The sequence below is a fragment of the Novosphingobium sp. ES2-1 genome (assembly GCF_015169775.1).
Classification (GTDB): Bacteria; Pseudomonadota; Alphaproteobacteria; order Sphingomonadales; family Sphingomonadaceae; genus Novosphingobium; species Novosphingobium subterraneum.
In genome coordinates this window covers 73,310-97,627 of sequence record NZ_CP063445.1, presented here as the reverse complement: position 1 = coordinate 97,627, position 24,318 = coordinate 73,310, and the positions used below count along the sequence as shown (strand labels likewise).

Here is a 24,318-nt window from a genome sequence, read left to right as displayed (position 1 = left end):
TTTGTAAGTAGCACATACAGAGCCGCGCAAGTGTCGCCCCATAGCGACACTGCGGGCACTTGTGGCCCGGCAAGAGGGTCGGCTAGGAGCATGGCTCGCTCTCAATCTGCCGACGAGGATATGAACCGATGCTGCTTTACACGCTGATCGCCATGATCAACTACCTCGTGAACATCCTTGTCGTAGTGGTCATCGTGCAGTTCGTGCTGAGCCTGCTCATCTCGTTCAATGTCGTCAACATGCACAACAACGCGGTTGCCGCGGTGTGGAAGGCCCTAAACGCTATCCTTGAGCCGATGCTTCGCCCGATCCGCAAGATCCTGCCCGATACCGGCGCACTCGATTTCTCGCCGATGGTTCTGATCATCGGCCTCAACCTGCTGACGATCCTGCTGAGCGGCATTGCCGCGTCCTCGGCGGGAATGTGACACACAAACTCGCTGGATTATAGATGATGACTGCTGCCGTGATCGACGGAAAGGCCTTCGCCGCCACCCTGCGTGCCCGCGTGGGCGATCTTGCCGCTGCGTTCGAGGCCCAGGCCGGGCGCAAGGCTGGCCTGGCCGTGGTGCTGGTGGGCGAGGACCCGGCAAGCCAGGTCTATGTCCGCTCCAAGGGCAAGAGCACGGTGGAAGCGGGCATGAACAGCTTCGAGCACAAGCTGCCAGCCGAAACGTCCGAGGCCGATCTGCTGGCGATGGTCGAGCAGCTCAACGCCGATCCAGCGGTCGACGGCATCCTCGTGCAGCTGCCGCTCCCGAAGCACATCGACGAGCAGAAGGTGATCGCCGCGATCAACCCCGACAAGGACGTCGACGGCTTCCACGTCACCAACGCCGGCCGCCTTGCCGTGGGCCAGCCGGGTTTCGTGCCCTGCACGCCGCTTGGCTGCCTGATGCTGCTCAAGGACAAACTCGGCAATCTATCGGGCCTCGACGCGGTGGTGATCGGCCGCTCCAACATTGTCGGCAAGCCGATGGCGCAGTTGCTGATCGCGGAAAGCTGCACGGTGACGGTGGCGCATAGCCGCACGAAGAACCTCCCAGATGTGGTGAAGCGGGCTGATATCGTCGTGGCTGCCGTTGGCCGACCAGAGATGGTCAAGGGAGACTGGATCAAGCCCGGCGCGACCGTGATCGACGTAGGCATCAACCGCGTACCCGGCGCCGAAGCAGGCAAGACCAAGCTGGTGGGCGATGTCGACTATGAAAGCGCCGCGCAAGTCGCCTCAGCCATCACGCCGGTGCCCGGTGGCGTCGGCCCGATGACGATCGCGGTGCTGCTGCGCAACGCGCTCGTCGCGGCCTATCGCAACGAGGCTCTGGATCTGGCGGCGGACGCAATCTGATCTGCCCCTTGGCGGGAGAGGTTTGGCGGGGTGGGCAGGCTGCAGCGCATCGGCTAGGCTGGTGTGATGAAGCGCCTGATCCCCCTCGCATTCCTCCTTGCAGCCACGCCCGCACTCTCTCAATCGGCCCCGGATTCGCAAGGGCCTGGCCGCCCGCAGCGCGCCTATGCCAATCCTTCTGCGCTGATCGCCGCGGACATCGGCTTTGCCCGGCTGGCGCGGGAGAGGGGACAATGGACCGCCTTCCGCGAGACGGCGGACGAGACCGCCGAGATGTTCGAAGACGGACGCCAGCTGGCCAGGACATTGCTCAAGGACCGCAAGGACCCGCCCGCGACGGTAAAGTGGGCTCCGCACCTTGCATGGATCAGCTGTGACGGCACCGCAGGGCTGACCTATGGCGCATGGCAGGGACCGTCGGGAGGGGACGGCGAATACGTCACCGTGTGGCAGCGCCAGTTCAAGGGCAAGGTCGATTGGAAATGGGTGCTCGATGACGGGCAGGACCTCGCCTCGCCCTTGCGCGAGGTGGACTGGGCCGAGGGCAAGGTTGCCGATTGCCCGGCCCGTCCTCGTCCGCCGGGAGACCCAGCGCCGCAGCCCGGCAGCAAGCGCGAGCGCAAGGAGAACAGCAAGCTGCCGCCCATGCGTCCGCTTGCCGGAGCCATTCCGGCAGCCGAAGGCGGCGACAGCAAGGACGGCCAATCGCGCGACGGCACCCTGGCCTGGCGTTCGACCGTTCTGCCTGACGGCAACCGTCGCTTCACTGCTTGGATCTGGAAAGACGGCGCGATGCGCGAAGTGATCGCGCGCAACTTCAAAGCGAACGGAGCCTGAGGCGATGCTGCAGCTATTCCTCTCCGCCTTCGTCACGCTGTTCGTGGTGATCGACCCGCCCGGCTGTGCGCCGATCTATGCGGGCCTCACCGCCAACGCGACGGCGAAACAGGCGTTCTCCATGGCCTTGCGCGCCTGCCTGATCGCCACCGGCATCCTGCTGGTCTTTGCATTGTTCGGCGAGGATCTGCTGGGCTCATTGCACATCGAACTCGACAGCTTCCGGATTGCCGGCGGCATCATGCTCTTCCTGATCGCGCTCGACATGGTGTTCGAGAAGCGCACCGAACGGCGCGAGGAGCGGGCCGAGAAGGTACGTTCCGCCCAGCCGCAGGTGGAGGACGTCTCGGTCTTCCCGATGGCCATGCCGATGCTGGCCGGCCCCGGCTCGATCGCGTCGGTCATGCTGCTGACGGCACGGGCCAACGGGCTGGAGGAAACCGCCGTGATCCTTGGGGCGCTCGCCGTGGTGATGGTGCTGAGCTTCATCGCGCTGGTCGCGGCGCGACCACTGATCCGGGCGCTGGGTTCGCAGGTGGAGGCGGTGATCACCCGCCTGCTCGGCGTGCTGCTGGCGGCTCTCGCAGCGCAGTTCGTGATTGACGGAATTCAGGCCCAGTTCTGAAGTTCGTTGCAACTACTGCAACGTCACCCGCCCGCCATCGTCGCTGTCGCGCTTGCCGAAGAACTGCATGAGCTGGACCAGCAACTCGCACCGTGCCGCCAGCGAATCGGCTTCGAGCAGGGCCTGCTTGGCCGCTGCGTCGAATGGGGCGATTTGCGAGACGCCGTTGATCAGCGACATGTCATCCAGCCGTCCGACCGAATCCCAATCGACCGCATAGCCCTGCGCATCGGCGAAGCGGCGGGCTTCCTGTTCGAAAGAAGCGCGCTCGACCGCGCTGAGCGCTTCTGCCATGTCGTCGGCGAGGAGTTCGGCTTCGATCTGGCGGAACGGGGTGGTCACGTCCAGTTCGCGGATCATGCGGAACCTGGCGATGCCTTCAAGCACGAGATTGAACCGCCCGTCCTCCAGCGCCTCGACGTCGGCGATCTTGCCGACACAGCCCACGCTGAACAGCGGCGCGCCATCGACCGGCGATTGCGGCTGGATCATCGCGATGCGCCGATCACGCGCCAGTGAATCGCTCACCATCGCACGGTAGCGGGGTTCGAAGATGTGCAGCGGCAGCTGCAGGCCGGGATAGAGCACCGCGCCTGTCAGCGGGAAGATCGACAGGCGCGTCGTGTTTGCGCTCGCGCCCATCGCGCTCAACCGAACAGCACGGCGGAGAGCTTGCGCCGCGTGGCCGCAACCCAGGGATCCTCCAGCCCGATCGCTTCGAAAATCTGCAGCAGGCGGGCCTTGGCCGCGCCCTCGTTCCACTCGCGGTCGGCGGCGATCATGGCAAGGAGCTTGGCGGCAGCCTCGTCTCGCTGGCCGGCGGCATAGAGTCCGTTGGCGAAGGCAAGCTGGGCGTCCATGTCGGCCGGGCGTTCTGCCGCCGCAGCGCGCAGGGCAGCAAGTTCGCCCTCTTCCGGCGCATCCTCGGCCAGTGCCAGCGCGGAGCGCGCTTGAGCGAGGGCCGGATCCGCAGCGAGCTTGGGGTCGAGCGAATCGAGTACGGCCTGTGCTTCGTCCTTCTGGCCTGCCGCGATCAATGCGCGCACGAGGCCGGCGTGGGCCTGAGCATTATCGGGCGCGATCTCGACGATCTGGGCAAAGATGCTGGCAGCGCGTTCGCCATCGCCTTCCGCCAGCACTTCCTCGCCCATGGCAAGCAGCGGCGTCACGTCCTGCTCGGGCTCGCCCGCCTGCACCGGCAGCTTGGCGAGGATCTGGTCGAGGTACTGCTTCAGCTGTGATTCGGTGCGCGCAGGTGTCAGGTCCGCCACCGGCTGGCCCTGAAACATCGCATAGACCGTGGGGATCGAGCGTACCTGGAACTGCGCGGCGATGAACTGTTCCTCGTCGACGTTGACCTTGGCGAGGACCACGCCCTTGTCGGCATATTCTGCGGCGACCTTTTCGAGCACTGGCGTGAGCGCCTTGCACGGCCCGCACCACTCCGCCCAGAAATCCAGGATGACGAGCTTGGTCATCGACGGCTCGACCACGTTCTTGCGGAAGCGGTCCACTGCCTTCTGTTCGTCGAGATTGAGCCCCATGCTGGCCAAGATGCGTCTCCGGTCGATGTTTTCAGGTTTGCCGCACAATGTGGGAACGCTTCGCGCTTCGGCAAGGGGAATCGGGGGTTTTGCGAAAGACTTCGCCTTCGATGCATTTTTGGTGTTGCGCTCTTTCCGAGTCGCCGTTAGAGGCCCCCACACCCCAGCCGGACGGGGCACTTCCCACCGGCCAGAAACGCACGAGCGGGCGTAGCTCAGGGGTAGAGCACAACCTTGCCAAGGTTGGGGTCGAGGGTTCGAATCCCTTCGCCCGCTCCAGTTTCGACTATCACCTCATCGTTGAATTCGGGCTTGGTTCCTCCCTTCGGGGAAACCTTACTGCTCGATTTGCAATCGCGGTGCCTTGCCCGTGAGGTTGTGGGCCCGGCCTGCGCCGGGGCGACGATCCTTGCTGATCGTTGGTTAGCCGGATGCTGGCTCGCAGGTTCTCGGCTTGCGAAGCGACTTCCCACTTCGTGCGTCATCCCGGCAAAGGCCGGGATCCATTCACTTGGGTTCGCGCATTTCCCTCATCGGAACCATTGCTGAATTGCGACAGGATGAACGACCTTCGCGATAACTGTGATAGAACTAACCCGTTGGTCTGCAAACATTGAGCGAATTATCCGATTGCCAGCCCGCTATCGCGCGGGGCAACAGGAGGAGAGAAACTCATGCAGATCAGCAGGATTGCACTGGCCGCCGTGCTTGTGGCCGCCTTGCCGCTCGGCAGCGCTGCAATGGCCGAAACCGTTACGCCGACGAGCGAACCCGCCGCGAAGGAATGGTATCCCAAGACGCTCGACCTGACCGCGCTGCGCCAGAACGAGGCGACCAAAGCCAATCCCTATGGCCCGGACTTCGACTATGCCAAGGAATTTGCCTCGCTCGATCTCGATGCGGTGAAAGCCGATATCCGCAAGGTGCTGACAACGCCGCAGCCGTGGTGGCCGGCCGACTATGGCCACTACGGCCCGTTCTTCATCCGCATGGCCTGGCACAGCGCGGGGACATATCGCACCGGCGACGGGCGCGGTGGTTCGGACGGCGGCGAACTGCGCTTCGAGCCGCTCAATTCCTGGCCGGACAACGTCAACCTCGACAAGGCCCGCCGCCTCGTCTGGCCGATCAAGCAGAAGTACGGGCGCAAGCTTTCGTGGGGCGACCTGATGGTCCTGACCGGCAATGTTGCCATGGAGGACATGGGCTTCAAGACCTTGGGCTTTGCCGGTGGCCGCGTCGATGCCTGGCAGCCTGACCTCGTGTTCTGGGGACCCGAGACCAAGCTGCTCGACGACAAGCGCCGGGATGGCAAGGGCAACCTCAAGGGGCCGTTGGGCGCGACGCAGATGGGCCTGATCTACGTGAACCCGGAAGGCCCGAACGGCGTGCCCGATCCTCTTGCGGCTGCGGCCGACATCCGCCGCGCCTTCGGCGCAATGGCGATGACCGATGAAGAAACCGCGGCGCTGATCGCTGGCGGCCACACCTTCGGCAAGGCGCACGGCGCGCACAAGCCCGAGGAATGCGTCGGCAACGATCCGGGGCAGGGCAAGATCGAGCAGCAAGGCCTTGGCTGGGCCAACAAATGCGGCAAGGGCAATGCCGAGGACACGGTGACGAGCGGGCTGGAAGGCGCATGGTCGGCCAACCCGATCGCCTTCACCACGCAGTATCTCGACAATCTTTACGGTTTCGAATGGGTCAAGACCAAGAGCCCGGCCGGGGCGACGCAGTGGATCCCGAAGGACCCGGCGGCGGCAAACCTCGTACCCGACGCGCACCGGCCCGATGTGCGTCACGCACCGATCATGTTCACCACCGACATCGCGATGCGCGAGGACCCCGGTTTCCGCAAGATCACGCAGGGCTGGCAGAAGAACCAGCAAGCCTTCAGCGACGCCTTTGCCCGGGCCTGGTTCAAGCTGACCCACCGCGACATGGGACCGCAGGCGCGCTACCTTGGCAAGGATGCGCCGAAGGTGACGATGACATGGCAGGACCCGCTGCCCAAGGCGAACTACGCCATGGTCGACGCCGCGGACATTGCCGCACTGAAAGGCAGCATCCTGTCATCCGGCCTGACCACGGCCGAACTGGTGCGCACAGCCTGGGCCTCGGCCTCGACCTTCCGCGCGACCGATATGCGCGGCGGGGCCAACGGTGCTCGCGTAAGGCTTGCCCCGCAGAAGGACTGGGCGGTCAACGATCCGGCAGAGCTGGCGAAGGTGACGGCCAAGCTCGAGGCAATCCGCCTCGGCTTCAACAAGGCGGCCAAGGGTGGCAAGCAGGTGAGCCTGGCTGACCTGATCGTGCTGGGCGGCAATGCCGCGATCGAGCAGGCAGCCAAGGCCGCAGGGCATGACGTGAGCGTGCCGTTCACGCCGGGCCGGGTCGATGCCACGCAAGCGCAGACCGACGTCGAATCGTTCAATTACCTCCAGCCAAAGGCCGATGCCTTCCGCAACTACTACGCGGCGGATTCCTTCTACGGGCCGACCGAAGCGCTGGTCGACAAGGCGGACATGCTGGGGCTGACCGTGCCGGAGACGACCGTGCTGCTGGGCGGAATGCGAGCACTCGGCGCGAATGCCGCTGGATCGAAGGCGGGCGTGTTCACCGACCGTCCCGGCACGCTGAACAATGACTTCTTCGTCAACCTCCTGTCGATGGACACGGTTTGGACGAAAGCGGCCGCGCCCGGCCTCTACGAGGGCAAGGACCGTGCAAGCGGTGCCCTGAAGTGGACGGCGACGCCGGTCGACCTCGTGTTCGGTTCGAATTCCGAACTGCGCGCGGTAGCGGAAGTCTATGCCTCGGATGACGCGAAGGACAAGTTCGTGGCCGACTTCGTGGCGGCCTGGACCAAGGTGATGAACGCCGACCGTTTCTGATCGGTCAACCAATGCAGGGCGGCGGCGGAGCGATAGGCTACGCCGCCGTTTCCTGTTCGGGATCGCGCTGCCCCAGCCGCGGCGCGATCAACGCGCAGGCGATGAGCTGGAGTTGATGGAACACAATCACCGGCAGGAGCACGATGCCGACCGAAGCGGCCGGGAACAATACACCGGCCATTGGCACACCCGAGGCCAGGCTCTTCTTCGAGCCGCAGAACAACAGGACAATGGCATCCTCGCGCGGTAGCTTCATCGCCTTGGCGGTCTGCCAGGTTGCAGCAAGGACCAGCGCCAGCATGACGAGGCAGACCAGCGTGAGCACGAGCAGGCTTAAGGGGGCAACGCGCTGCCACAGTCCCTCGACCACGGCGGCGCCGAACGCGGCATAGACGACGAGCAGGATCGAGCCGCGATCGACCTTGCCCACCCATGCCTTGTGGCGGGCGATGAAGCCGCCGATCCACGGACGCAGCAGGTGCCCCGCCACGAACGGGAGGAGCAACTGCAGCACGATCGTTTCGGCAGAGGCCCAGGAGAACCCGCCTGTTGCCCCGCCCATCAACAGCGCAACAAGCGCGGGCGTGACGAAAATCCCGGCGAAGTTCGAGAACGATGCAGCGCAGACCGCAGCTGCCACGTTCCCGCGGGCGATGGCGGTAAAGGCAATCGAGGACTGGACCGTGGAGGGCAGCAGAGCAAGGAAGAGCAAGCCCGCACCGAATTCGACCGGGAGAAACGGCAGGGCGCGAGCGGCAAGCCCCAGCAGCGGGAACAGCGCGAAAGTCATCGCCAGCACGGCCAGGTGCAGTCTCCAGTTGCGGGCCCCCTCCCAGATCGCTTCACGCGACAGCTTGGCACCGTGGAGAAAGAACAGCAGCACGATCCCCGCATCTGCCGCTCCATCGACCAGCGGCACGAATGCGCCGCGCGCCGGCAGCACGCTGGCGAGGACGACCGTTGCAACAAGAGCGAGCAGGAATGGATCGAGCAGGGAGGCGATGCGCCGGAACATATAAAGGACCTGCTTCAACGAAAGGGGTGCGGACCTCTTGTGCGCTTGCGACAGTGTGTCAAGGCACAGGGTTCTGGCGTTGGAGCAGGGACCTGACACTGGCGCGCGCAACTGGCGACCGTCTCAGCGAATGGCAATGGCGCACCCGACAGGATTCGAACCTGTGGCCTTTGCCTTCGGAGGGCAACGCTCTATCCAGCTGAGCTACGGGTGCAGGGCCGAGACGGCACCTAGCAGCGGCTTGGCGGGCATGCCAGCGATTTTGTGTTCCAGTCGCGTTTAGCAATTTGGGAACGGGTTGCGGGCTAGGCCGAAACCATGAACGGGGTTTCGACGTCATCAGGCGATTCGCGCGCCGCGCTGCCGCAGGCGGGCCGGGCCGAGTTCGGCCATGCCGCTGGCAATGCCATGTCGATGAAGTGGTCGGCATTGCACGATGCCGCTGCCGTGGTCTGCACTCTCGCGGGTTTACAGCAGGAAATGCGCAAGCCCGAAGTGCGCAACTTCCCGGCGATCATGCGTGATACCGGTGGATGGCGCTATGACTTGGCGAAGCAGGGCGTTGACGATCTCGCCGCGATCATGGAGCCGGGATTGGCGGCATTGCTTGCGGTTTCGGCGCGCGGGCAAAGCCCCGGCCCGGCCGCGACGGCGCTGTGGCATGAATTCCTGGCATCGCGCGCCGCCTTGCTGGCGCTGGTACCGCCATTGGGCATCAAGCGGCGGGCCTGATCAGCTTTCCCAAGCGGCGCAATGGGGATCAATGCCGACAAGCTGACGGCGCAACGATGCGCGGGCAAGACGTTCCACTTCGGCCTTGCGGCGTGCAGCAGCCAGCGGAATGGTGGGCGCAGGGCGCAGAATCTCGGCATCATAACCGTCGGCGACGATTACCCCGCAAGCATGCGGCAGGAAATTGTCGGTGTCGAGCACGGCACGGTCAAGATGCGGCGCAAGTCCCCAGTAGAACCGGTCGCAATGATCCAGGTAATCGGTCCACTTGCCATCGCCCAGCAGGTCGGCCCGGGAGACCTTGATCTCCACGATCACGACCTGCCCCTTGGCGTCGATGCCCATGAGATCGGCGCGCCTGCCGGAACGAAGCGGCATTTCGGGCAGGCACCAGATGTCGTTGCGCGCGAACAGGCGGCAGATGCCGCGCGCGACGGCGCGTGCTTCGCGTTCGACGACATCCGGGCTTGCGCCGGGACCAGTGGCAGCTGATTCGATCATGTCGCCAGTTTAGAACAAATGCCGAACGCGTAAAGGCTTAGAAGAAGCCCAGTGTCTGAACGAACAACCACACGCCGGTGGCAACGAGCAGCGCGGCGGCAACCATTCGCACGATGTCGAGCGGAACACGCTTGATCAATTCGTTGCCGAAGATCACGGCTGGGACGTTGGCAATCATCATGCCAAGCGTCGTACCGGCAGTGACCGCGATGGCATCGTTAAAGCGTGCGCCCAAAGCAATCGTGGCGATCTGCGTCTTGTCGCCCATCTCGACGATGAAGAATGCCACCAGCGTAGTGAGAAATGCGCCGTAGCGCGAAGGCTTGGGTGCTTCGTCCTCGTCCATCTTGTCCGGCACCAGGGTCCACAGGCCCATGGCGACGAAACCGATGGCAATGGCGAAGCGGAACCACTGGCCATCGAGGAAGGCGGCGGCGGTCGCACCGAGCAGGGCAGCGAGGAAGTGGTTGGCAAGCGTTGCGCCAAGGATGCCGAGGACGATCGGCAGCGGCCTTTTGAACCGGGCGGCGAGGATGATCGCGAGCAATTGCGTCTTGTCGCCAATCTCGGCGAGCGCGACAATCGCGGTGGACGTGCTGAAGGCTTCGAGCATCGACAATTCCGGGGCCGGGCGGAGCGATCAGGCCAACGACAGCTTACCCCTCCGCCCGGCCCGGACGATGGGTTCGCTGTCATTGGTCTCGCCCGGTGGACAAAAGTCCTGCCGCCTGCGCCATGGTCTCTCGACCAAGCATGTTGACGCTGAGGGCCGCGCCAGGCCCGAAAACCTGCCAGCGGTGGCTACTCCCCAAATGACGTGGGGTGCCGTTAGCTGCGTATGGCGTGGCATGCAAGTGCAGGCTATGGGCAGTAGCAACGCTATCCGACCACGGGTGCGCCGGGGAAAGTCAGATCGTGAAGCGCATTGCCGTTGCCGTCCTTGCCTGCAGCATTGCGCTGCCCGCGCAGGCCGAGGAAGGCCCGTGGACGTTGTCAGCCTCGGCGCGGCTGCGTGTGGAATCGATCGGCGGGCAGTTCCGCCCCGCCCCTGCCCCCGCAACCGACACGATGGTTTCGCTCAGGACCGAGCTTGCCGCCGGCTATGATGCCGGGCCGGTGCGGTTCAATGCCGAGCTCTGGGACGCGCGGGCTTGGGGACAGGACGCGCGCTCTTCAGCGAACACTGGCGAGGTCAACGCGCTCGAACTGGTGCAGGCGAACATGGCGGTGAAGCTGGCGGGCAAGAGCACGCTGACGCTGGGGCGCTACACCCTCGACCTCGGCAACCGGCGCATGGTGGCGCGTCAGCGATTTCGCAATACGACCAATGCCTTCACGGGCGCGCATCTTGAGCTGGACGGGGGCAAGGGACGCAGGCTCGACCTGATGTTCGCCCTGCCCCACCAGCGCCTGCCGGACGACGTTGCGGGCATTCGCGAGGACCGGGTGAAGTGGGACCGCGAGAACTTCGACGTCATGTTCTTTGGCGCGCATGGTACGCTGCCGCAGGTGCTTGGCGGGACCCTTCAGCCCTATGCCTTCGGACTGATCGAGCGCGACGGCGCGGGGCTGGCGACAGCGAACCGGCGGATCGGCACGGTGGGCGCGCGCCACTTCGTGAAGGCAAGCGCCGGGGCTTGGGACCACGACGTCGAAGGCGCGGTCCAGTTCGGCAAGGCACGGCGGACATCGGGGGCGGCGGATGTGACCGATCTCAACGTGTTCGCCTGGTTCGTCCACGCCGATGCCGGCTATACCTTTGCCGGTGGTTGGAAGCCCCGCGTGGTGGCGATGTTCGACGCCGCGAGTGGCAATAAGGGCAGCGCACACAAGTTCACCCGTTTCGACACGCTCTATTCAGCGCGGCGCTTCGAATTCGGGCCAAACGGGCTTTACGGGCCGTTTCGGCGGAGCAACATCGTCTCGCCCTCGCTGCGTCTGGAAGTGACTCCGTCGAAGCGAACCGACGCTTTCGTGGCGTGGCGCACGGCCTGGGCCGAGAACCGGCGCGACCAGTTTGCCGCGACCGGGGTGCGTGATGCCAGCGGAGCCTCAGGCAGCCTCGGCGGGCACCAGATCGAAGGGCGCGTACGGCACTGGATCGTGCCGGGGCTGCTGCAGGTGGATGGCGGAGCGGCAGTGCTGTTCAAGCGGAGCCTGCTGCGCGACGCGCCGAATGCGCCGCCGACCGGGAATACGACCTACGGCTATTTGGATGTCACGCTGACGCTCTGACGCGCAGCGAGGTCGCGCAGGATCGCGTGCTTGTGCGCAGCCGATGCCGTGAACCATGCGGTGATTTCGGCCAGTGTGCGATGGCAACCGCGGCACTGCGTGCTGAGCGGATCGATTTCGCAGACACCGGTGCATGGGCTGGGCGGGTGATCGTCGTTCACCGGTCGGACTTTTCCGCCGCCAGCCGCGTCATCAGCAGGGCAGCGCGCTTGGCCTGGGTCCAGATGCTGGCGACATCGACAGTCTCGCCGGGCGCATGGTCGCCGGTGGAATGGGGGCCGAGGCCGACGAGACCGTCGATGTATTCGGCAACGAAGCTGATGTCGCCCGCGCCGCGCTTCATCGGATCGAGCGGCTGCATCTCAGGCAGATCGAGCGTGGCGTTGACCCGATTCAGCTTGGCGAGGAGCGCCTTGTTGCCTGCGGTCGGCGCCATCGGCGGGTAGCCTTCGCTGAACGTGATCTTCGCCGAGGTGACGCCTGGGTAACTGCGCGCCACGATCCACTCCATCTTGCGCATCGCGGCAGCGTTCTGTTCGAGGCTGAGTGTGCGCAGGTCCCCGCGCGCCACGACCTTTCCGGGGATAATATTGGTCTTGCCCTTCGCCGACACATGCGCGTTGTCATCGGCCACGTCAGCTTCCGCCCCACCTGCGATCAGGCCCACGTTAAGGGTAAGGTAGGGTTCGGGCAGCTCCTCCCGGAAAGCGCTCAAGATCCTCGACGCAGCATAGATGGCGCCATCGCCGGCGTTCGCCCCCCAGACACCGCTGGAGTGGCCGGACTTCGCCTCGACCGTCAGCGTCCAGCTTTGCGAGGAGCGGCGGGCGATCGATCCCATGTCCTTGCCATTTTCGCGGCTCAGCCCTTCGAAATCGAGCGCGACATCGGCAGCCTTGGCTGCGGTGACAAGATCTGCGCGTGCGACTTCGGTGGGGGAGCCTGCCTCTTCCTCGTCACCGGTGAGGAATACCTCGATGTTGGCGTTCTTGAGCGTGCCTGCCGTTTGCATGGCACGAACGGCGGCGAGGATCACGGCGATACCGCCCTTGTCGTCACCCACGCCGGGACCGGTCGCCTTGTCGCCGTTCAGCACATAGGTCTGGAACGGGGAATCCGGCTCGAACACGGTATCGAGGTGGCCGATCAGCAGGAGCTTCTTCCCGCCCTTGCGACCCTTGTGCGTGAGCACGAGATGCCCGGCGCGCCCGGTCTGCTCCATCGGAATCCAGCGCGAAGTGAATCCCAGAGCCGTGAACGCGGGCGCAACGATATCGCGCAACCTTCGTACGCCTTCGAGATTGCGGCTGCCCGAGTTCTGGTTGACCATTGTTTCAAGGAACTTGAGGGTGCGCGCCTGTTCGGCATCGACGGTGGCGACCATCCTTGCCTCGGCCCCCGTGGGCGCGGCCTGCGCAGAGCTGCCGACAAGGACGAAGGCAGAAACCAGACCAATCGTGAAACGCATCGACCCACTCCTTTTGCGGGCACGTTGGCGAGCTGGACGAAGCCTTGCAACCGCCTTTTGCCCGAATTTCCTTGCTTTAACGGGAAGTGCTGCCTATGTGCACCGCAGCAAGACCGGTGGCGGGCAACCCGCTGCAGTCCGGATGCTGGCGTGAGATTTCGCTGAAACGGCAGAAATCCGCTCCGGACGAACGGTTGTTGCCCCGCCCGCTTCCCCTTTCACGCATGGGTCGCATGATCGACCCCGCTCGTGCCCTTCAGGCGCGTGCGCCCAGCGAATTCAACTCGCACGTCGGCCCTGCGCCGATGCGCCCACGAAAGCATATTCATGTCATTCTTCGCCGAACTCGGCCTTGCCGAACCCATTCTCCGCGCCCTTGAAACCAAGGGCTACAACGATCCCACGCCAATCCAGCGCCAGGCCATCCCGGCCCTGCTGCAGGGCCGTGACCTGCTTGGCATCGCGCAGACCGGCACCGGCAAGACCGCCGCGTTCTCGCTGCCTTCGCTGCACCGGCTTGCCGCCAACCCGCAGCCGCGCAAGCCGGCCTCGTGCCGCATGCTGGTGCTTTCGCCGACGCGCGAACTGGCCGCACAGATCGCTGACAACATGAAGGGCTACGCCCGCAACCTCAACATGTCGGTAGACTGCGTGTTCGGCGGCGTGCCCGTCGGCAAGCAGGCCCGCCGCCTCGTGCCGGGCGTCGACATTCTGGTCGCCACGCCGGGCCGCCTGCTCGACCTGATCGACCAGCGCGCGCTGACGCTTGGCCGCACCGAAATCTTCGTGCTCGACGAAGCCGACCAGATGATGGACCTCGGCTTCATCCACGCGCTGAAGCGCGTGGCCAACCTGCTGCCCAAGACCCGCCAGAGCCTGTTCTTCTCGGCCACGATGCCCAAGGCCATCGAAGATCTGGGCAAGCAGTTCATCGTCAATCCGGTGCGCGTCGAAGTCGCCCCGAACTCGACCACGGCCGAGCGGGTCGAGCAGTACGTGACCTTCATCAACCAGGCCGAGAAGCAGGCCCTGCTGACGCTGCGCATCCGTGCGCTGCTGGCATCGAAGGAACTGGACCGCGCGCTGGTGTTCACCCGCACCAAGCACGGCGCCGACCGCGTGGTGCGCCACCTTTCGTCCGCAGGCATCGACGCTCGTGCCATCCACGGCAACAAGAGCCAGGCGCAGCGCACTGCCGCGCTCGAGGCTTTCCGTCAGGGTTCGTGCCCGGTGCTGGTCGCCACCGACATCGCCGCGCGTGGCATCGACGTTTCGGGTGTGAGCCACGTGTTCAACTTCGAACTGCCCAATGTGCCCGAACAGTACGTCCACCGCATCGGCCGCACCGCGCGTGCCGGCGCTGATGGCATTGCCATCAGCTTCTGTGCGCCGGACGAGAAGCCCTACCTCAAGGACATCGAGAAGCTGACCCGGGTCAAGATCGACACCATGGGCCTGCCCGAGAATTTCATGGCCGAAGCCGCCAAGCTGCCTGCACCGAGCCGCAAGCCTGCGGAAATGGAGCAGGATGCCCGCCGTGACGCGCGCGATGCACGCGGTAATGGCGGTCGTGGTGCGGGCGGTCAGGGTCGCGGCGGCGAAGGTCGTGGTGGGCAGAACCGCAACAGCCAGGCCCACGGGGGCCGCGCGCAAGGCCGGGACGGGCGCCCGCGCGATGTCTCGCCGCGTCAGGAGCGTCGTGACGGCGGTGCCGCCGATCGTGGTCCGGTGCGCAATCCGGTGCTCGAAGCCACTCTTAACGGTGGCGAGCGCGAGGACGGCAACAAGCCGCGTCGCTTCCGTCCGCGCGGTGCGCCGGGCGTCGGTGCGCACAAGCACAAGGTTCGCCGCGCGAGCTGATCTGCGGAAGGCTCGGCCCTGCCCCAAGGCAGGGCTGTCCTCCGCCTCAAAAGCTTGGCATAGGGACGCGCAATGGACAGCGTTCTAGCCTCGGCGATTGCCATGACCGTGATCGTCGCGGTGCGCTATCTGATCACCAGCGGAATGTTCGCCTGGGCGACGCACAAGGTGCGGCCGGGGCATTATGCTGGCCTTGAAAAGCAGATCCGTTCGGAGATCACCTGGAGCCTCGCCACCGCCGCAATCTACGGCGTGCCGGCCGGCGTGGTCGCGTGGGGCTGGCAGCAGCGCGGATGGACCAGGATCTATGCCGACCCGCTGGCCTATCCGCTGTGGTGGATGCCGGTCTCGCTGCTGCTTTACCTCTTCATCCATGACACCTGGTTCTACTGGACGCATCGCTGGATGCATCGTCCGCAGGTGTTCCGGCGCATCCATGCCATCCATCATGCCAGCCGCCCGCCCACGGCATGGGCCGCCATGAACTTCCATCCGATCGAGGCGGCGATCGTCTCGCTGCTGATTCCGGCGCTGGTCTTCGTCATCCCGATCCATGTCGGGATGCTCGGGGTGGTGCTGCTGGTGATGACTGTGATGGGCGTGACCAATCACATGGGCTGGGAGATGTTCCCCCGCTGGCACGTTCATTCTGGCGCAGGGAACTGGCTGATAACGGCGAGCCATCACCATCGTCATCACGAACTCTATCGCTGCAACTACGGTCTCTATTTCCGTTTCTGGGATCGGCTGTGCGGCACAGACAAGGGACTGTCCGCACCATGAAGCGCGCCTTACTCCTTCTGCCATTTCTTCTCGCCGGAAATGCCCCTGCGCCGACAAGCATCACGGTCGACATCAATGGCCTGCGCAATGCCAAGGGCATGATCTGGCTGTGCATGAGCGGAAACCCCAAGCTGTTCCCGGAAGGATGCGACAAGGACCCCAATCGCCGCACTGCGTCGATCCGGGCAGACCAGCCCGGCCCGCTGGTGATCCGCGACGTGATGCCGGGGCGCTACGCCATCGTTCTCCTGCATGACGAGAATGGGAACAAGAAGATGGACAAGACGCTGTTCCTGCCGAAGGAAGGTTTCGGCTTCTCGCGCGATGCGCCGGTCAAGATGTCGGCGCCCAAGTTCGAGGCGGCAGCCTTTGACGTTACCGGCGGCGCACCTGTCCGCATGAAGATGAAGGTCCGATACCTGTAGTGCCAGCCGCTTCTGCCAAGCCTGTTCATGGAAGTCCCCTAGCACCGTTCTGTTACCGCGCATTCCGGGCAATCTGGACGGCCAACCTGTTCTCCAACATCGGCTCGATGATCCAGTCGGTGGGCGCGGCATGGCTGATGACCGAGCTGACCACCAGCCACGTGCTGGTGGCGCTGGTTCAGGCCTCGGCAACGATCCCGATCCTGCTGCTGGGCGTATTCGCGGGCGCCATTGCCGACAACTACGATCGCCGCCGGGTGATGCTCGCGGCACAAACCGGCATGCTGATTGTGTCCTCGGTGCTGGCCGTGCTCGCCTATACCGGCAATGTCGGGCCATTCTCCTTGCTGGCGCTCACGTTGATGGTGGGTATGGGTACGGCGCTGAACGGCCCCGCATGGCAAGCGTCGGTGCGGCTGCAGGTGGGGCGGCAAGACCTGCCGCAAGCAATCTCGCTCAATGCGATCTCGTTCAATCTGGCAAGGAGCGTCGGGCCAGCGCTCGGCGGGATACTCATCTCGCTGTGGGACACGAGCCTTGCCTTTGCGCTCAACGCAATCAGCTATCTCGGCATGATCGTGGTGCTGTCGCGCTGGCGGCCTGAATCGCTGCCGCCGATGCGCGAGCCGATGCTGGCGGCGATCGGCCGGGGCGTGCGGTTCTGCGCCTCGTCCTCGCCGATCCGCAAGGTGCTGCTGCGCGGTCTGGCCATCGGCTTTGGCGCGGCAGGCCTGCAGGCACTGATGCCGAGCGTGGCGCGCGACATGCTCAAGGGCAGCGAGCTTGATTACGGCCTGATGCTGGGCGGGTTCGGCATCGGTTCGATCGTGACGGCACTGTTCGTCTCGAAAGTGCGGCAACGGCTTGGCAGCGAGACCGTGGTGACCGGGGCGACGCTGATCTTCGCCTGCGCGCAATTGCTGATGGCTTCGGCCACGGGCATCCCGATGGCCGTGCTCGCCGCTTTCGTGGGTGGCATGGGTTGGGCCAGCGCAATGACCAGCCTCAACGTGGCGATGCAGTTGCGCAGTCCGGAAGACATTCTCGGCCGCTGCCTGTCGATCTATCAGGCGGTGACCTTCGGCGGCATGGCGCTGGGCGCATGGTGCTGGGGCTCGGTGGCCGATCTTGCCAGCTTGCCGACCGCACTTCATGCCGCAGCGGCGTGGCTGGTGCTTTCACTTGCCATGCACTTTTTTGCGCCTATGCCGACGCGCGAAGAGGGGCGGCTGGACGCTGTCCCTGCGCCAAAACGCTAGAAGTTCGAAGGTTCTCGCCATGACCGACGCCCGCCCCTTGCGCTCGCTTCTCTACATGCCGGCCAGCAATGCCCGGGCGATGGCCAAAGCGCGCAGCCTCGATTGCGATGCAGTGTGCCTCGATCTGGAAGACGCGGTGGCGCCCGAAGCCAAGGCCGAGGCACGCGCGGCGCTGGTCGCCGAGGTGCAGGCAGGAGGCTTCGGTCATCGACGACTGATCGCGCGGATCAACGGCCTGTCGACGCCATGGGGGCATGACGATCTCGCTGCGCTCGCACAGGCTCCGGTCGAGGCAGTGCTCGCTCCGAAGGTCGATGACGCTGCCGACGTGCAGGCACTTTCGGCCGGGATGGACGCTGCTGGCTTCGCGCCCGATGTCAAACTGTGGGTAATGGTCGAGACGCCGCGCGCCGTTTTGGCGCTGGAGCGGATTGCCGATTGCGCAAGAGACACGCGGCTTGCAGGCTTCGTGCTGGGGCTCAACGATCTCGCCAAGGATAGCGGCATTGCCCAGTTGCCGGGGCGCATGGCCTTCCTGCCGGTGCTGACCATGGCCGTGCTGGCGGCGCGGGCCAATGGCCTCGTGATCCTCGACGGCGTGTGCAACGCGATCGAGGATACCGCGCGGCTCGAAGCCGAATGCGTGCAGGCGCGCGATTCGGGATTTGATGGAAAGACGCTGATTCACCCCGCGCAACTTGCCACGTGCAACCGTGTGTTCGCACCGAGCGAAGCCGATATCGCCGAAGCGGAGTCCATCGTCGCGGCCTTTGCCGACCCGGCAAATGTCGGCAAGGGCGCGCTGCGCCTCAACGGGAAAATGGTGGAATTACTGCACCTTGCCCAAGCCGAGAAGGTATTGGCCACCGCCGCCGCCATCGCTGCGCGTTAACCCCGTATAAGCTCCACTGGCGCAACTTAAGCACTTCTTCACGAAGTTGCGCCAGACCAGTCCTCAATCAAGGGGACCAGGTGAGCCTGATGGATACTTTGCGTGGATTTGATCGTGACGCCGCCGAGGCCGAACTCGACCTCTCCGGTTTCGAGGACGACGTTCCGAGCGAGCCGCCGCCGCCGGTGGTGGGGCAGGACGAGCGCCGCATGCAGGTGCGCGCCTACAACTACTGGGCCGGCCAGCTGGGCGAACATTCGTTCCCGCTGGTCACGCCGCTCCTCTCGGGCACTTATCCGGACTTTGCCGACAACCTCGTGCTGCTGCACTTCGACGAGGGGATCGAGGACCCGGCGATTGCCTTTCTCGGCGCCAGGCTGGCCGACGAGTGCGGCACGGAAAGCTCGATCACCCGCCTGAGCCAGGTGCCCGGCCGCTCGCTGCTGTCACGCATCACCGACCACTACATGCAGATCATCGCCAATCAGGCGCCGATCGGCTTCGAGGCCGAGTTCGTGAACCACTTTGGCCGCACGATCCTCTACCGTGGCATCCTGCTGCCGTTCTCGTCGGACGGCACGCGCATCGACTACATCATGGGTGCGATCAACTGGAAGGAACTGGCCGACCAGGCGACGACCGACGAGTTGCTGCTGGAAATCGGGCAAGCGCTCGATTCGGCGCCGATCAAGAGCCAACCGCGCCGTCCGCTGATCGAGCCGACCGATGCCTGGGCCGATGGCCCCACCTCGCTTGATGCCGATATCTTCCCTGAGCCCGCCTTCGGGCTCGACGACGATATCCTGCCACTGCCCGCAGGCGCGCCTGCCGATGAACCGGAAGCCCTGGCCGATTGGCTCGCCTCTGCGCGCGAACTGGCCCTCGTGGCCAATTCGAGCGAAGACCGCACTCGCAGCGCGCTTTATGCCGCGATCGGGCGGGCCTGGGACTTCGCCCTTGCAGCGCAGGCAGAACCGGAAGAGTTTGCCGAACTGCTCGAAGACGCAGGGCTGACCATGCAGGAGCGCGCGCCGATGACGCCGGTGGTCAAGCTGGTGTTCGGCGCCGACTACGACAAGACGCGCCTCACCGAGTACGCCACCGCGCTGACCCATGCGCAGCGCATCGGCCTCGGCCGGGGTGAGCTGGGCGCCTACCTCTCCGAAGCCGCTGGTGGCCTCAAGGGCGTGATCAATGCCGAGCGCCGCCTGCGCCGCGAGGAAGCCGGCAAGGCGCTCGCCAGGCGCGGCCCTGAAGCGCTTGCGCAGTCGCTGCGCGCGCTGCCGGCACGCAAGGTCACCGAGATCGCGCCACCCGAAGGCGAGGAATTCGCGCTGGTGGTGGTGCGTCGCCTTGAGAGCGGCGAGATTGTCGCTCTTGGCGAGGTGCACGATGACGCGGCCCTGTTCGAACGTGCAGCGCGCCATCTGATCGGCTGACAGACTGCAACTGCCGGTGCCTTGCGCAATGGCGGCAGCCTGCTAGCCAGTGCCCTATGGCACGGACGGTGAAGGGCAGGCGGCGCATGGGTTGGATCGGCTGGGCGGCGCTTTGCTTCGTCCTGCTCGGATTGGTCGGCTATGCCGCCTACAGCCATGCCATGCGGAATAATGCTGTTGCCGTGCTCGACGGTGCCGACAAGCTGCTCAACGGTGGCGATGGCGCGATCCAGCTGGTCGCGGCCGAGCGCTATGGCAACGATCCGGCGCAGAAGCTCGAGATGTTCGTGCCGCAAGGCGCCAAGGGCGCGCTGCCGATCGTGGTGTTCGTGCATGGCGGCAGCTGGGCGAGCGGCGATCCCCACGACTATCGCTTCATTGCGCGGACGCTGTGCGCGCAGGGCTATGCGGTCGTGCTGGCGGGTTACCGGCTCTATCCGCAGACGAAGTTTCCCGGCATGCTGGAGGACGGCGCGGCGGCGCTGCGCTGGGTGCAGGACAATGCCGCAAGGTATCGTGGCGATCCGGCGCGCATGGCGCTGATGGGGCATTCGGCCGGGGCCTACAACGTGGTCATGCTCACGCTTGATCCGCAGTGGCTGAAGGGCGTGGGGCTGGACACGCAGGCGATCCGCGGGACGGTCTCGCTCGCTGGACCGTTCGATTTCGTGCCCCTCGATTCCCCGGCAACCATCAACAGCTTCGGCGATTCGCCTGATCTTTCCAGAACCCAGCCGGTCAACTTCGCGCGCCAGGACGCGCCGCCGCTCCTGCTGGTGACGGGCGATGCCGATACCCGGGTCAAGCCGCGCAATTCGCAGGCGCTCGCCCAGCGACTGACCGAAGCAGGCGCGCCGAACCAGCTGGTCCAGCTCGAGGGCGTCACCCATGAAAGCATCATCATGATGTTCGCGCGCCCGTTCGCGCGCGATACCCGTGCGCTTGACGCAGTCCTGCCGTTCCTCGCCAGGGTCACCGCGCCTTCAGTTGCGGTTCAGGCTGCGGGCCGATAGTCCAGGCATCGTGTCCGTCCGAATCCCCGCCCTGTTCCTCTCGCGCCTGCTCGCGCTGGTCGCCGCGCTGTCGCTCTGCATCCAGCCAGCGGCTGCGCAATCGGTGCTGCGCGATGCGGAAACCGAGGCGCTGTTCCGCGATGCCTCTGCCCCGATCTTCAAGGCGGCGGGGTTCAACCCCAAGGCGATCGATCTGGTCCTGCTCAACGACGGGTCCATCAACGCGTTCGTCGCCGGTGGACAGGCGATCTATATCCATTCGGGCCTGATCAGCGCAGCTGACAACGTCAACGAACTGCAGGGCGTGATCGCGCACGAACTGGGCCACATCACCGGCGGCCACATCATCCGCTACAACGAGGGGCTCAAGCCGGCCACCGGCATCACCGTGCTTTCGCTGCTGCTCGGCGGTCTGGCGGCTGCGGCAGGTTCGCCCGACGCGGCGCTGGGCGTGTTCATGGCCGGGCAGCAGGCCGCGCTGGGCAAGTTCCTCGCCTTCAGCCGCGCGCAGGAAAGCTCGGCAGACGCAGCGGGCGCAAAGTTCCTTTCCGATGCCGGCATTTCCGGACGCGGTTCGATCGAGTTCTTCAAGAAGCTGCAGAACCAAGAATTCCGCTATGGCTACAATGCCAGCAAGAATCCGGACGCGGAGTTCTACAGCACGCACCCGATGACGTCCGACCGCCTGACCACGCTCCAGGATGTCTACGAGAAGGACCCGGCGTGGAACACCCCGCCCCCGGCCGAGCTGCAGGCGCGGTTCCAGCGGGTCAAGGCCAAGCTCAACGGCTATCTGGCCGAGCCGCAGGACACGCTGCGCGCCTACCCCGATTACATGACCGACATTCCCGCGCGCTATGCTCGCGCCTATGCCTTCCACAAGGAGGCTTATGTCGACAAGGCTCTGGCGGAGACCAGGGCGCTGATCGCCAGCGATCCGGACAATCCCTATTTTCTCGAGCTGGAGGGACAGATCCTGCTCGAATCCGGCCGCCCCGCCGATGCCGTGGCGCCGCTGCGCAAGGCTACGCAACTGACCGGCAACGAGCCATTGATCGCCACCACCTTTGGCCACGCCCTGATCGCCACCGAGGACAAGGACAATTTCGCCGAAGCCGAAAAGGTGCTGAAGACCTCGGCAGCGCGCGACCGGGACAATCCCTTCACCTGGTACCAGCTCGGCGTCGTCTACGAAGCCAAGGGCGACATTCCCCGCGCGCGCCTTGCCAGTGCCGAACAGCAGCTGATGAACATGCGGCTGGCCGAAGCCGTACGCAGCGCCGAGGCCGCCGAGGCCGCACTGCCCAAGGGCACGCCCGACTGGCTACGCGCGCAGGACATTGCGATGTCGGCGCGGGCAATGATGGAACGCCAGAAGAAATCCCGCTAGGCACCAGACAATGTCAGATACAAAGCCCCGCCGCATAGGTGCCTTCGGCGCCCTCGCCCTGCTCCTTGCCACAGGCGGCGCAGCTGGAGGATGGTGGTACGCCCACCGCGACGCCGATACCGCGTCAGGCGACGACGCGGACCTTGAAGCCTCGCTGGCGAGCGCAGGAATCAATGGCAAGGAACGCGCCGCGATCGAAGGACTGGTGCGGTCTTATATCCTTGAACACCCCGAAGTCCTGCCGGAGGCGATGGAGCGGCTGCAGCAGCGCGAGGCGGCAGCGCAGATCGGTCCGATGCGCGGCGCGCTTGAAACACCCTTCCCCGGTGCGGTCATGGGCAATCCCGACGGGAAGGTCACGCTGGTGGAGTTCACCGACTTTGCCTGCACCTATTGCCGGCAGAGCGTGAAGACCCTGGACGCGCTGATCGCGAAGAACCCCGACTTGCGCGTGGTTGTGCGTGAACTGCCGATCATCGCACCCGAAAGCGCGCCCGCCGCGCGCATGGCGCTGGCGGCGGCAGCGCAGGGCAAGTATCCCGCCTATCACAAGGCGATGTTCGAGGGCGCCCGGCCTTCGGATGCCAGCATCACCGCTGCGGCGACCGCGGCGGGGCTCGACCTCGCCTCGGCACGCACCTTTGCAGCCCGGCCCGATGTCGAGGAAGAGCTCAAGCGCAACCTTCAGCTGGCCCGCCAGCTTGGCATCAACGGGACGCCCGCATGGGTGATCGGCGAACAGCTGGTTCACGGCGCAGTTCCGCAGGAAGACCTGCAGGCTGCCATCGATGCGGCACGCAAGAGCTGAGGCGGAAGTAACAGGGGCGGGCTAGCCTAGCCCGCTCCGAACGGTTACAAACCTTTTCATGGCAGCCTTGCCGTTCAGACCGACGCCGTTCTTCGGCAACAAGAACAGAGCCTTCTGGCGCCTGCAGTTCATGGGCTGGGGCGGCGCGATGCTGCTGCGTGCGATGTCGTCCATCGCCAATGCGCAGCCGTGGTCGTTCCTCGTCATCGTCGTCATCGCCACGATCACCGGCTTCTCGATCTCGCTGATCCTGTCGGTAATCTACCGCGCGCTGATCAACCGGCGGCCGATTGTCACCTGGGGCGTGACTGCCATCGCGATGTCGGTGGCGGTCGGTCTTTACGCCTTCATCGATTCGTGGGTCATCAGCCTCTACCGGCAAGGCGGCGATGCCAGTTTCGCGCAGCTGTTCCTCGGGGTGTTTTACCTCGACCTCACGCTCGTGATCTCGTGGACCGGGCTGTATTACGCGATCAACTTCTTCCTGCAGGTGGAAGAGCAGAACGACCAGCTGATGCGGCTGGAGGCACAGGCAACCTCGGCCCAGCTGGCCATGCTGCGCTACCAGCTCAACCCGCACTTCTTGTTCAACACGCTCAATTCGATTTCCACGCTGGTCCTGCTCAAGCAGACCGAACCGGCAAACGCGATGCTTTCGCGCCTGTCCTCGTTCCTGCGCTACACGCTGGTCAACGAGCCGACCGCGCGGGTGACCGTTGCCCAGGAAATCGAGACATTGAAGCTCTACCTCGATATCGAACGCATGCGCTTCGAGGAGCGCCTGCGCACCGAGTTCCGCATCGATGATGCCGTCCGCAATGGCCTGATGCCTTCGCTGCTGCTGCAACCGCTGGTCGAGAATGCCATCAAGTATGCGGTCAGCCCGATGGAGTACGGCGCGGAAATCACCGTCGAGGCGCAACTCGTCGGCCCGATGCTGCGGGTCACCGTGTCGGACACCGGGCCGGGCTTGCCACCGGGCACCGATCCTTCAAGCGTGTTCGGCGTGAGCAGTGACAGCACCGGGATCGGTCTTGCCAACATCCGCGACCGTCTGGTCCAGGCCTATGGCGAGAACCAGCGCTTTGACATCTCAAACCGCCCGGAAGGGGGTTTTCAGGTCGTGCTCGAACTGCCGTTCGAAGCAAAGGCCGAGCCTGTACAGGCCATGCCCGTCCGACGCCCGATCGGGGTCGGCATGGGGGTTGGTGCATGATCTCGGGAACCGACTGCCACTTTACCCGTCCTGC

24 protein-coding genes, 2 tRNA genes and 1 riboswitch are annotated in these 24,318 nt (G+C 65.0%); of the genes, 18 read left to right on the top strand and 8 right to left on the bottom strand.

What is annotated here, in order from left to right; genetic code table 11:
- Positions 1–128: 128 nt before the first annotated feature.
- The 4 genes from IM701_RS00460 to IM701_RS00445 all read left to right on the top strand — a co-directional run bounded on the left by IM701_RS00460 (position 129) and on the right by IM701_RS00445 (position 2,810).
- Positions 129–428, top strand: a complete 300-nt coding sequence (locus tag IM701_RS00460) for a YggT family protein (protein ID WP_039332988.1) — start codon at positions 129–131, stop codon at positions 426–428.
- A 26-nt stretch (positions 429–454) separates the two neighbouring features.
- The gene (folD, locus tag IM701_RS00455) at positions 455–1,348 is read left to right on the top strand and encodes a bifunctional methylenetetrahydrofolate dehydrogenase/methenyltetrahydrofolate cyclohydrolase FolD (RefSeq protein WP_193827458.1); all 894 of its coding nucleotides are present in this window, start codon (positions 455–457) and stop codon (positions 1,346–1,348) included.
- 66 nt (positions 1,349–1,414) lie between these two features.
- Positions 1,415–2,185, top strand: coding sequence for a hypothetical protein (locus tag IM701_RS00450; protein WP_193827457.1), 771 nt, complete (start codon positions 1,415–1,417; stop codon positions 2,183–2,185).
- Positions 2,186–2,189: 4 nt separating this feature from the next.
- On the top strand, positions 2,190–2,810 hold the full coding sequence (locus IM701_RS00445) for a MarC family protein (protein WP_193827456.1): 621 nt from the start codon (positions 2,190–2,192) through the stop codon (positions 2,808–2,810).
- A 12-nt stretch (positions 2,811–2,822) separates the two neighbouring features.
- On the opposite strand, the gene IM701_RS00440 is transcribed toward IM701_RS00445, so the two are convergent.
- Together IM701_RS00440 and IM701_RS00435 are read right to left on the bottom strand one after the other, a co-directional pair.
- Complete coding sequence (locus tag IM701_RS00440; protein WP_039332993.1) at positions 2,823–3,452, bottom strand: LON peptidase substrate-binding domain-containing protein; 630 nt, start codon at positions 3,450–3,452, stop codon at positions 2,823–2,825.
- Between the two features lie 5 nt (positions 3,453–3,457).
- A complete protein-coding gene (locus IM701_RS00435; protein WP_039332994.1) occupies positions 3,458–4,354 on the bottom strand; it encodes a tetratricopeptide repeat protein in 897 nt (298 codons plus the stop codon).
- A 204-nt stretch (positions 4,355–4,558) separates the two neighbouring features.
- Here IM701_RS00435 and IM701_RS00430 point away from each other — a divergent pair.
- Both IM701_RS00430 and katG read left to right on the top strand, forming a co-directional pair.
- Positions 4,559–4,633: transfer RNA gene (locus tag IM701_RS00430), tRNA-Gly, on the top strand.
- A gap of 395 nt (positions 4,634–5,028) precedes the next feature.
- On the top strand, positions 5,029–7,248 hold the full coding sequence (gene katG / locus IM701_RS00425; RefSeq protein WP_305082407.1) for a catalase/peroxidase HPI: 2,220 nt from the start codon (positions 5,029–5,031) through the stop codon (positions 7,246–7,248).
- Positions 7,249–7,285: 37 nt separating this feature from the next.
- Here katG and IM701_RS00420 read toward each other — a convergent pair whose 3' ends face one another.
- Entirely contained in the window at positions 7,286–8,263 is a 978-nt protein-coding gene (locus tag IM701_RS00420; protein ID WP_193827454.1) for a bile acid:sodium symporter family protein, read from the bottom strand.
- 137 nt (positions 8,264–8,400) lie between these two features.
- A tRNA-Arg gene (locus IM701_RS00415) sits at positions 8,401–8,477 on the bottom strand.
- 104 nt (positions 8,478–8,581) lie between these two features.
- On the opposite strand from IM701_RS00415, the gene IM701_RS00410 reads away from it, so the two are divergent.
- Positions 8,582–8,995, top strand: a complete 414-nt coding sequence (locus IM701_RS00410; RefSeq protein ID WP_039332999.1) for a hypothetical protein — start codon at positions 8,582–8,584, stop codon at positions 8,993–8,995.
- On the opposite strand, the gene IM701_RS00405 is transcribed toward IM701_RS00410, so the two are convergent.
- Positions 8,996–9,496, bottom strand: a complete 501-nt coding sequence (locus tag IM701_RS00405; protein WP_039333001.1) for an MmcB family DNA repair protein — start codon at positions 9,494–9,496, stop codon at positions 8,996–8,998. It lies immediately after the preceding gene.
- 37 nt (positions 9,497–9,533) lie between these two features.
- Complete coding sequence (locus tag IM701_RS00400) at positions 9,534–10,109, bottom strand: TMEM165/GDT1 family protein (protein ID WP_039333003.1); 576 nt, start codon at positions 10,107–10,109, stop codon at positions 9,534–9,536.
- 26 nt (positions 10,110–10,135) lie between these two features.
- Positions 10,136–10,319, bottom strand: a riboswitch (yybP-ykoY riboswitch).
- Positions 10,320–10,411: 92 nt separating this feature from the next.
- Between IM701_RS00400 and IM701_RS00395 the strand changes: the two genes are divergently transcribed.
- Positions 10,412–11,731 carry an alginate export family protein gene (locus IM701_RS00395; protein WP_230487739.1) on the top strand — a complete coding sequence of 440 codons (1,320 nt, stop codon included), beginning with the start codon at positions 10,412–10,414 and terminating at the stop codon, positions 11,729–11,731.
- On the opposite strand, the gene IM701_RS00390 is transcribed toward IM701_RS00395, so the two are convergent.
- Positions 11,704–11,892, bottom strand: coding sequence for a DUF1289 domain-containing protein (locus tag IM701_RS00390; RefSeq protein WP_193827453.1), 189 nt, complete (start codon positions 11,890–11,892; stop codon positions 11,704–11,706). The two genes, IM701_RS00395 and IM701_RS00390, sit on opposite strands and share 28 nt — an antisense overlap.
- Positions 11,889–13,199: a M20/M25/M40 family metallo-hydrolase gene (locus tag IM701_RS00385; protein WP_193827452.1), complete on the bottom strand. Its 1,311-nt coding sequence runs from the start codon at positions 13,197–13,199 to the stop codon at positions 11,889–11,891. Before IM701_RS00385 ends, IM701_RS00390 begins: the two co-directional genes overlap by 4 nt.
- Before the next feature lie 327 nt (positions 13,200–13,526).
- Here IM701_RS00385 and IM701_RS00380 point away from each other — a divergent pair, with 327 nt between their 5' ends.
- The 10 genes from IM701_RS00380 to IM701_RS00335 all read left to right on the top strand — a co-directional run bounded on the left by IM701_RS00380 (position 13,527) and on the right by IM701_RS00335 (position 24,284).
- Positions 13,527–15,059, top strand: a complete 1,533-nt coding sequence (locus tag IM701_RS00380; protein ID WP_039333011.1) for a DEAD/DEAH box helicase — start codon at positions 13,527–13,529, stop codon at positions 15,057–15,059.
- A 72-nt stretch (positions 15,060–15,131) separates the two neighbouring features.
- Positions 15,132–15,842 carry a sterol desaturase family protein gene (locus tag IM701_RS00375; RefSeq protein WP_193827451.1) on the top strand — a complete coding sequence of 237 codons (711 nt, stop codon included), beginning with the start codon at positions 15,132–15,134 and terminating at the stop codon, positions 15,840–15,842.
- On the top strand, positions 15,839–16,267 hold the full coding sequence (locus tag IM701_RS00370; RefSeq protein WP_193827450.1) for a DUF2141 domain-containing protein: 429 nt from the start codon (positions 15,839–15,841) through the stop codon (positions 16,265–16,267). Before IM701_RS00375 ends, IM701_RS00370 begins: the two co-directional genes overlap by 4 nt.
- On the top strand, positions 16,267–17,526 hold the full coding sequence (locus IM701_RS00365; protein WP_193827449.1) for an MFS transporter: 1,260 nt from the start codon (positions 16,267–16,269) through the stop codon (positions 17,524–17,526). Before IM701_RS00370 ends, IM701_RS00365 begins: the two co-directional genes overlap by 1 nt.
- A gap of 19 nt (positions 17,527–17,545) precedes the next feature.
- Positions 17,546–18,418 (top strand): CoA ester lyase, encoded by an 873-nt coding sequence (locus IM701_RS00360; protein WP_193827448.1) that lies wholly within the window; start codon positions 17,546–17,548, stop codon positions 18,416–18,418.
- A gap of 89 nt (positions 18,419–18,507) precedes the next feature.
- Positions 18,508–19,857, top strand: coding sequence for a hypothetical protein (locus tag IM701_RS00355; protein ID WP_193828286.1), 1,350 nt, complete (start codon positions 18,508–18,510; stop codon positions 19,855–19,857).
- Positions 19,858–19,943: 86 nt separating this feature from the next.
- A complete protein-coding gene (locus tag IM701_RS00350; RefSeq protein WP_193827447.1) occupies positions 19,944–20,870 on the top strand; it encodes an alpha/beta hydrolase in 927 nt (308 codons plus the stop codon).
- Between the two features lie 7 nt (positions 20,871–20,877).
- On the top strand, positions 20,878–22,260 hold the full coding sequence (locus IM701_RS00345; RefSeq protein WP_230487869.1) for a M48 family metalloprotease: 1,383 nt from the start codon (positions 20,878–20,880) through the stop codon (positions 22,258–22,260).
- A gap of 10 nt (positions 22,261–22,270) precedes the next feature.
- Positions 22,271–23,068, top strand: coding sequence for a DsbA family protein (locus tag IM701_RS00340; RefSeq protein WP_193827446.1), 798 nt, complete (start codon positions 22,271–22,273; stop codon positions 23,066–23,068).
- 58 nt (positions 23,069–23,126) lie between these two features.
- The gene (locus IM701_RS00335) at positions 23,127–24,284 is read left to right on the top strand and encodes a sensor histidine kinase (protein WP_039333024.1); all 1,158 of its coding nucleotides are present in this window, start codon (positions 23,127–23,129) and stop codon (positions 24,282–24,284) included.
- Positions 24,285–24,318: the final 34 nt, after the last annotated feature.

Excerpts from the sequence above, each read along its gene's own strand:
- IM701_RS00460 (WP_039332988.1), top strand. The coding sequence starts at position 129 with ATGCTGCTTTACACGCTGATCGCCATGATCAACTACCTCGTGAACATC.
- IM701_RS00385 (WP_193827452.1), bottom strand. The coding sequence starts at position 13,199 with ATGCGTTTCACGATTGGTCTGGTTTCTGCCTTCGTCCTTGTCGGCAGC.
- IM701_RS00355 (WP_193828286.1), top strand. The coding sequence starts at position 18,508 with ATGGATACTTTGCGTGGATTTGATCGTGACGCCGCCGAGGCCGAACTC.
- IM701_RS00440 (WP_039332993.1), bottom strand. The coding sequence starts at position 3,452 with ATGGGCGCGAGCGCAAACACGACGCGCCTGTCGATCTTCCCGCTGACA.
- IM701_RS00360 (WP_193827448.1), top strand. The coding sequence starts at position 17,546 with ATGACCGACGCCCGCCCCTTGCGCTCGCTTCTCTACATGCCGGCCAGC.
- IM701_RS00370 (WP_193827450.1), top strand. The coding sequence starts at position 15,839 with ATGAAGCGCGCCTTACTCCTTCTGCCATTTCTTCTCGCCGGAAATGCC.
- IM701_RS00410 (WP_039332999.1), top strand. The coding sequence starts at position 8,582 with ATGAACGGGGTTTCGACGTCATCAGGCGATTCGCGCGCCGCGCTGCCG.
- IM701_RS00405 (WP_039333001.1), bottom strand. The coding sequence starts at position 9,496 with ATGATCGAATCAGCTGCCACTGGTCCCGGCGCAAGCCCGGATGTCGTC.
- IM701_RS00375 (WP_193827451.1), top strand. The coding sequence starts at position 15,132 with ATGGACAGCGTTCTAGCCTCGGCGATTGCCATGACCGTGATCGTCGCG.
- folD (WP_193827458.1), top strand. The coding sequence starts at position 455 with ATGACTGCTGCCGTGATCGACGGAAAGGCCTTCGCCGCCACCCTGCGT.
- IM701_RS00335 (WP_039333024.1), top strand. The coding sequence starts at position 23,127 with ATGGCAGCCTTGCCGTTCAGACCGACGCCGTTCTTCGGCAACAAGAAC.
- IM701_RS00450 (WP_193827457.1), top strand. The coding sequence starts at position 1,415 with ATGAAGCGCCTGATCCCCCTCGCATTCCTCCTTGCAGCCACGCCCGCA.
- katG (WP_305082407.1), top strand. The coding sequence starts at position 5,029 with ATGCAGATCAGCAGGATTGCACTGGCCGCCGTGCTTGTGGCCGCCTTG.
- IM701_RS00350 (WP_193827447.1), top strand. The coding sequence starts at position 19,944 with ATGGGTTGGATCGGCTGGGCGGCGCTTTGCTTCGTCCTGCTCGGATTG.
- IM701_RS00445 (WP_193827456.1), top strand. The coding sequence starts at position 2,190 with ATGCTGCAGCTATTCCTCTCCGCCTTCGTCACGCTGTTCGTGGTGATC.
- IM701_RS00380 (WP_039333011.1), top strand. The coding sequence starts at position 13,527 with ATGTCATTCTTCGCCGAACTCGGCCTTGCCGAACCCATTCTCCGCGCC.
- IM701_RS00400 (WP_039333003.1), bottom strand. The coding sequence starts at position 10,109 with ATGCTCGAAGCCTTCAGCACGTCCACCGCGATTGTCGCGCTCGCCGAG.
- IM701_RS00420 (WP_193827454.1), bottom strand. The coding sequence starts at position 8,263 with ATGTTCCGGCGCATCGCCTCCCTGCTCGATCCATTCCTGCTCGCTCTT.
- IM701_RS00435 (WP_039332994.1), bottom strand. The coding sequence starts at position 4,354 with ATGGGGCTCAATCTCGACGAACAGAAGGCAGTGGACCGCTTCCGCAAG.
- IM701_RS00340 (WP_193827446.1), top strand. The coding sequence starts at position 22,271 with ATGTCAGATACAAAGCCCCGCCGCATAGGTGCCTTCGGCGCCCTCGCC.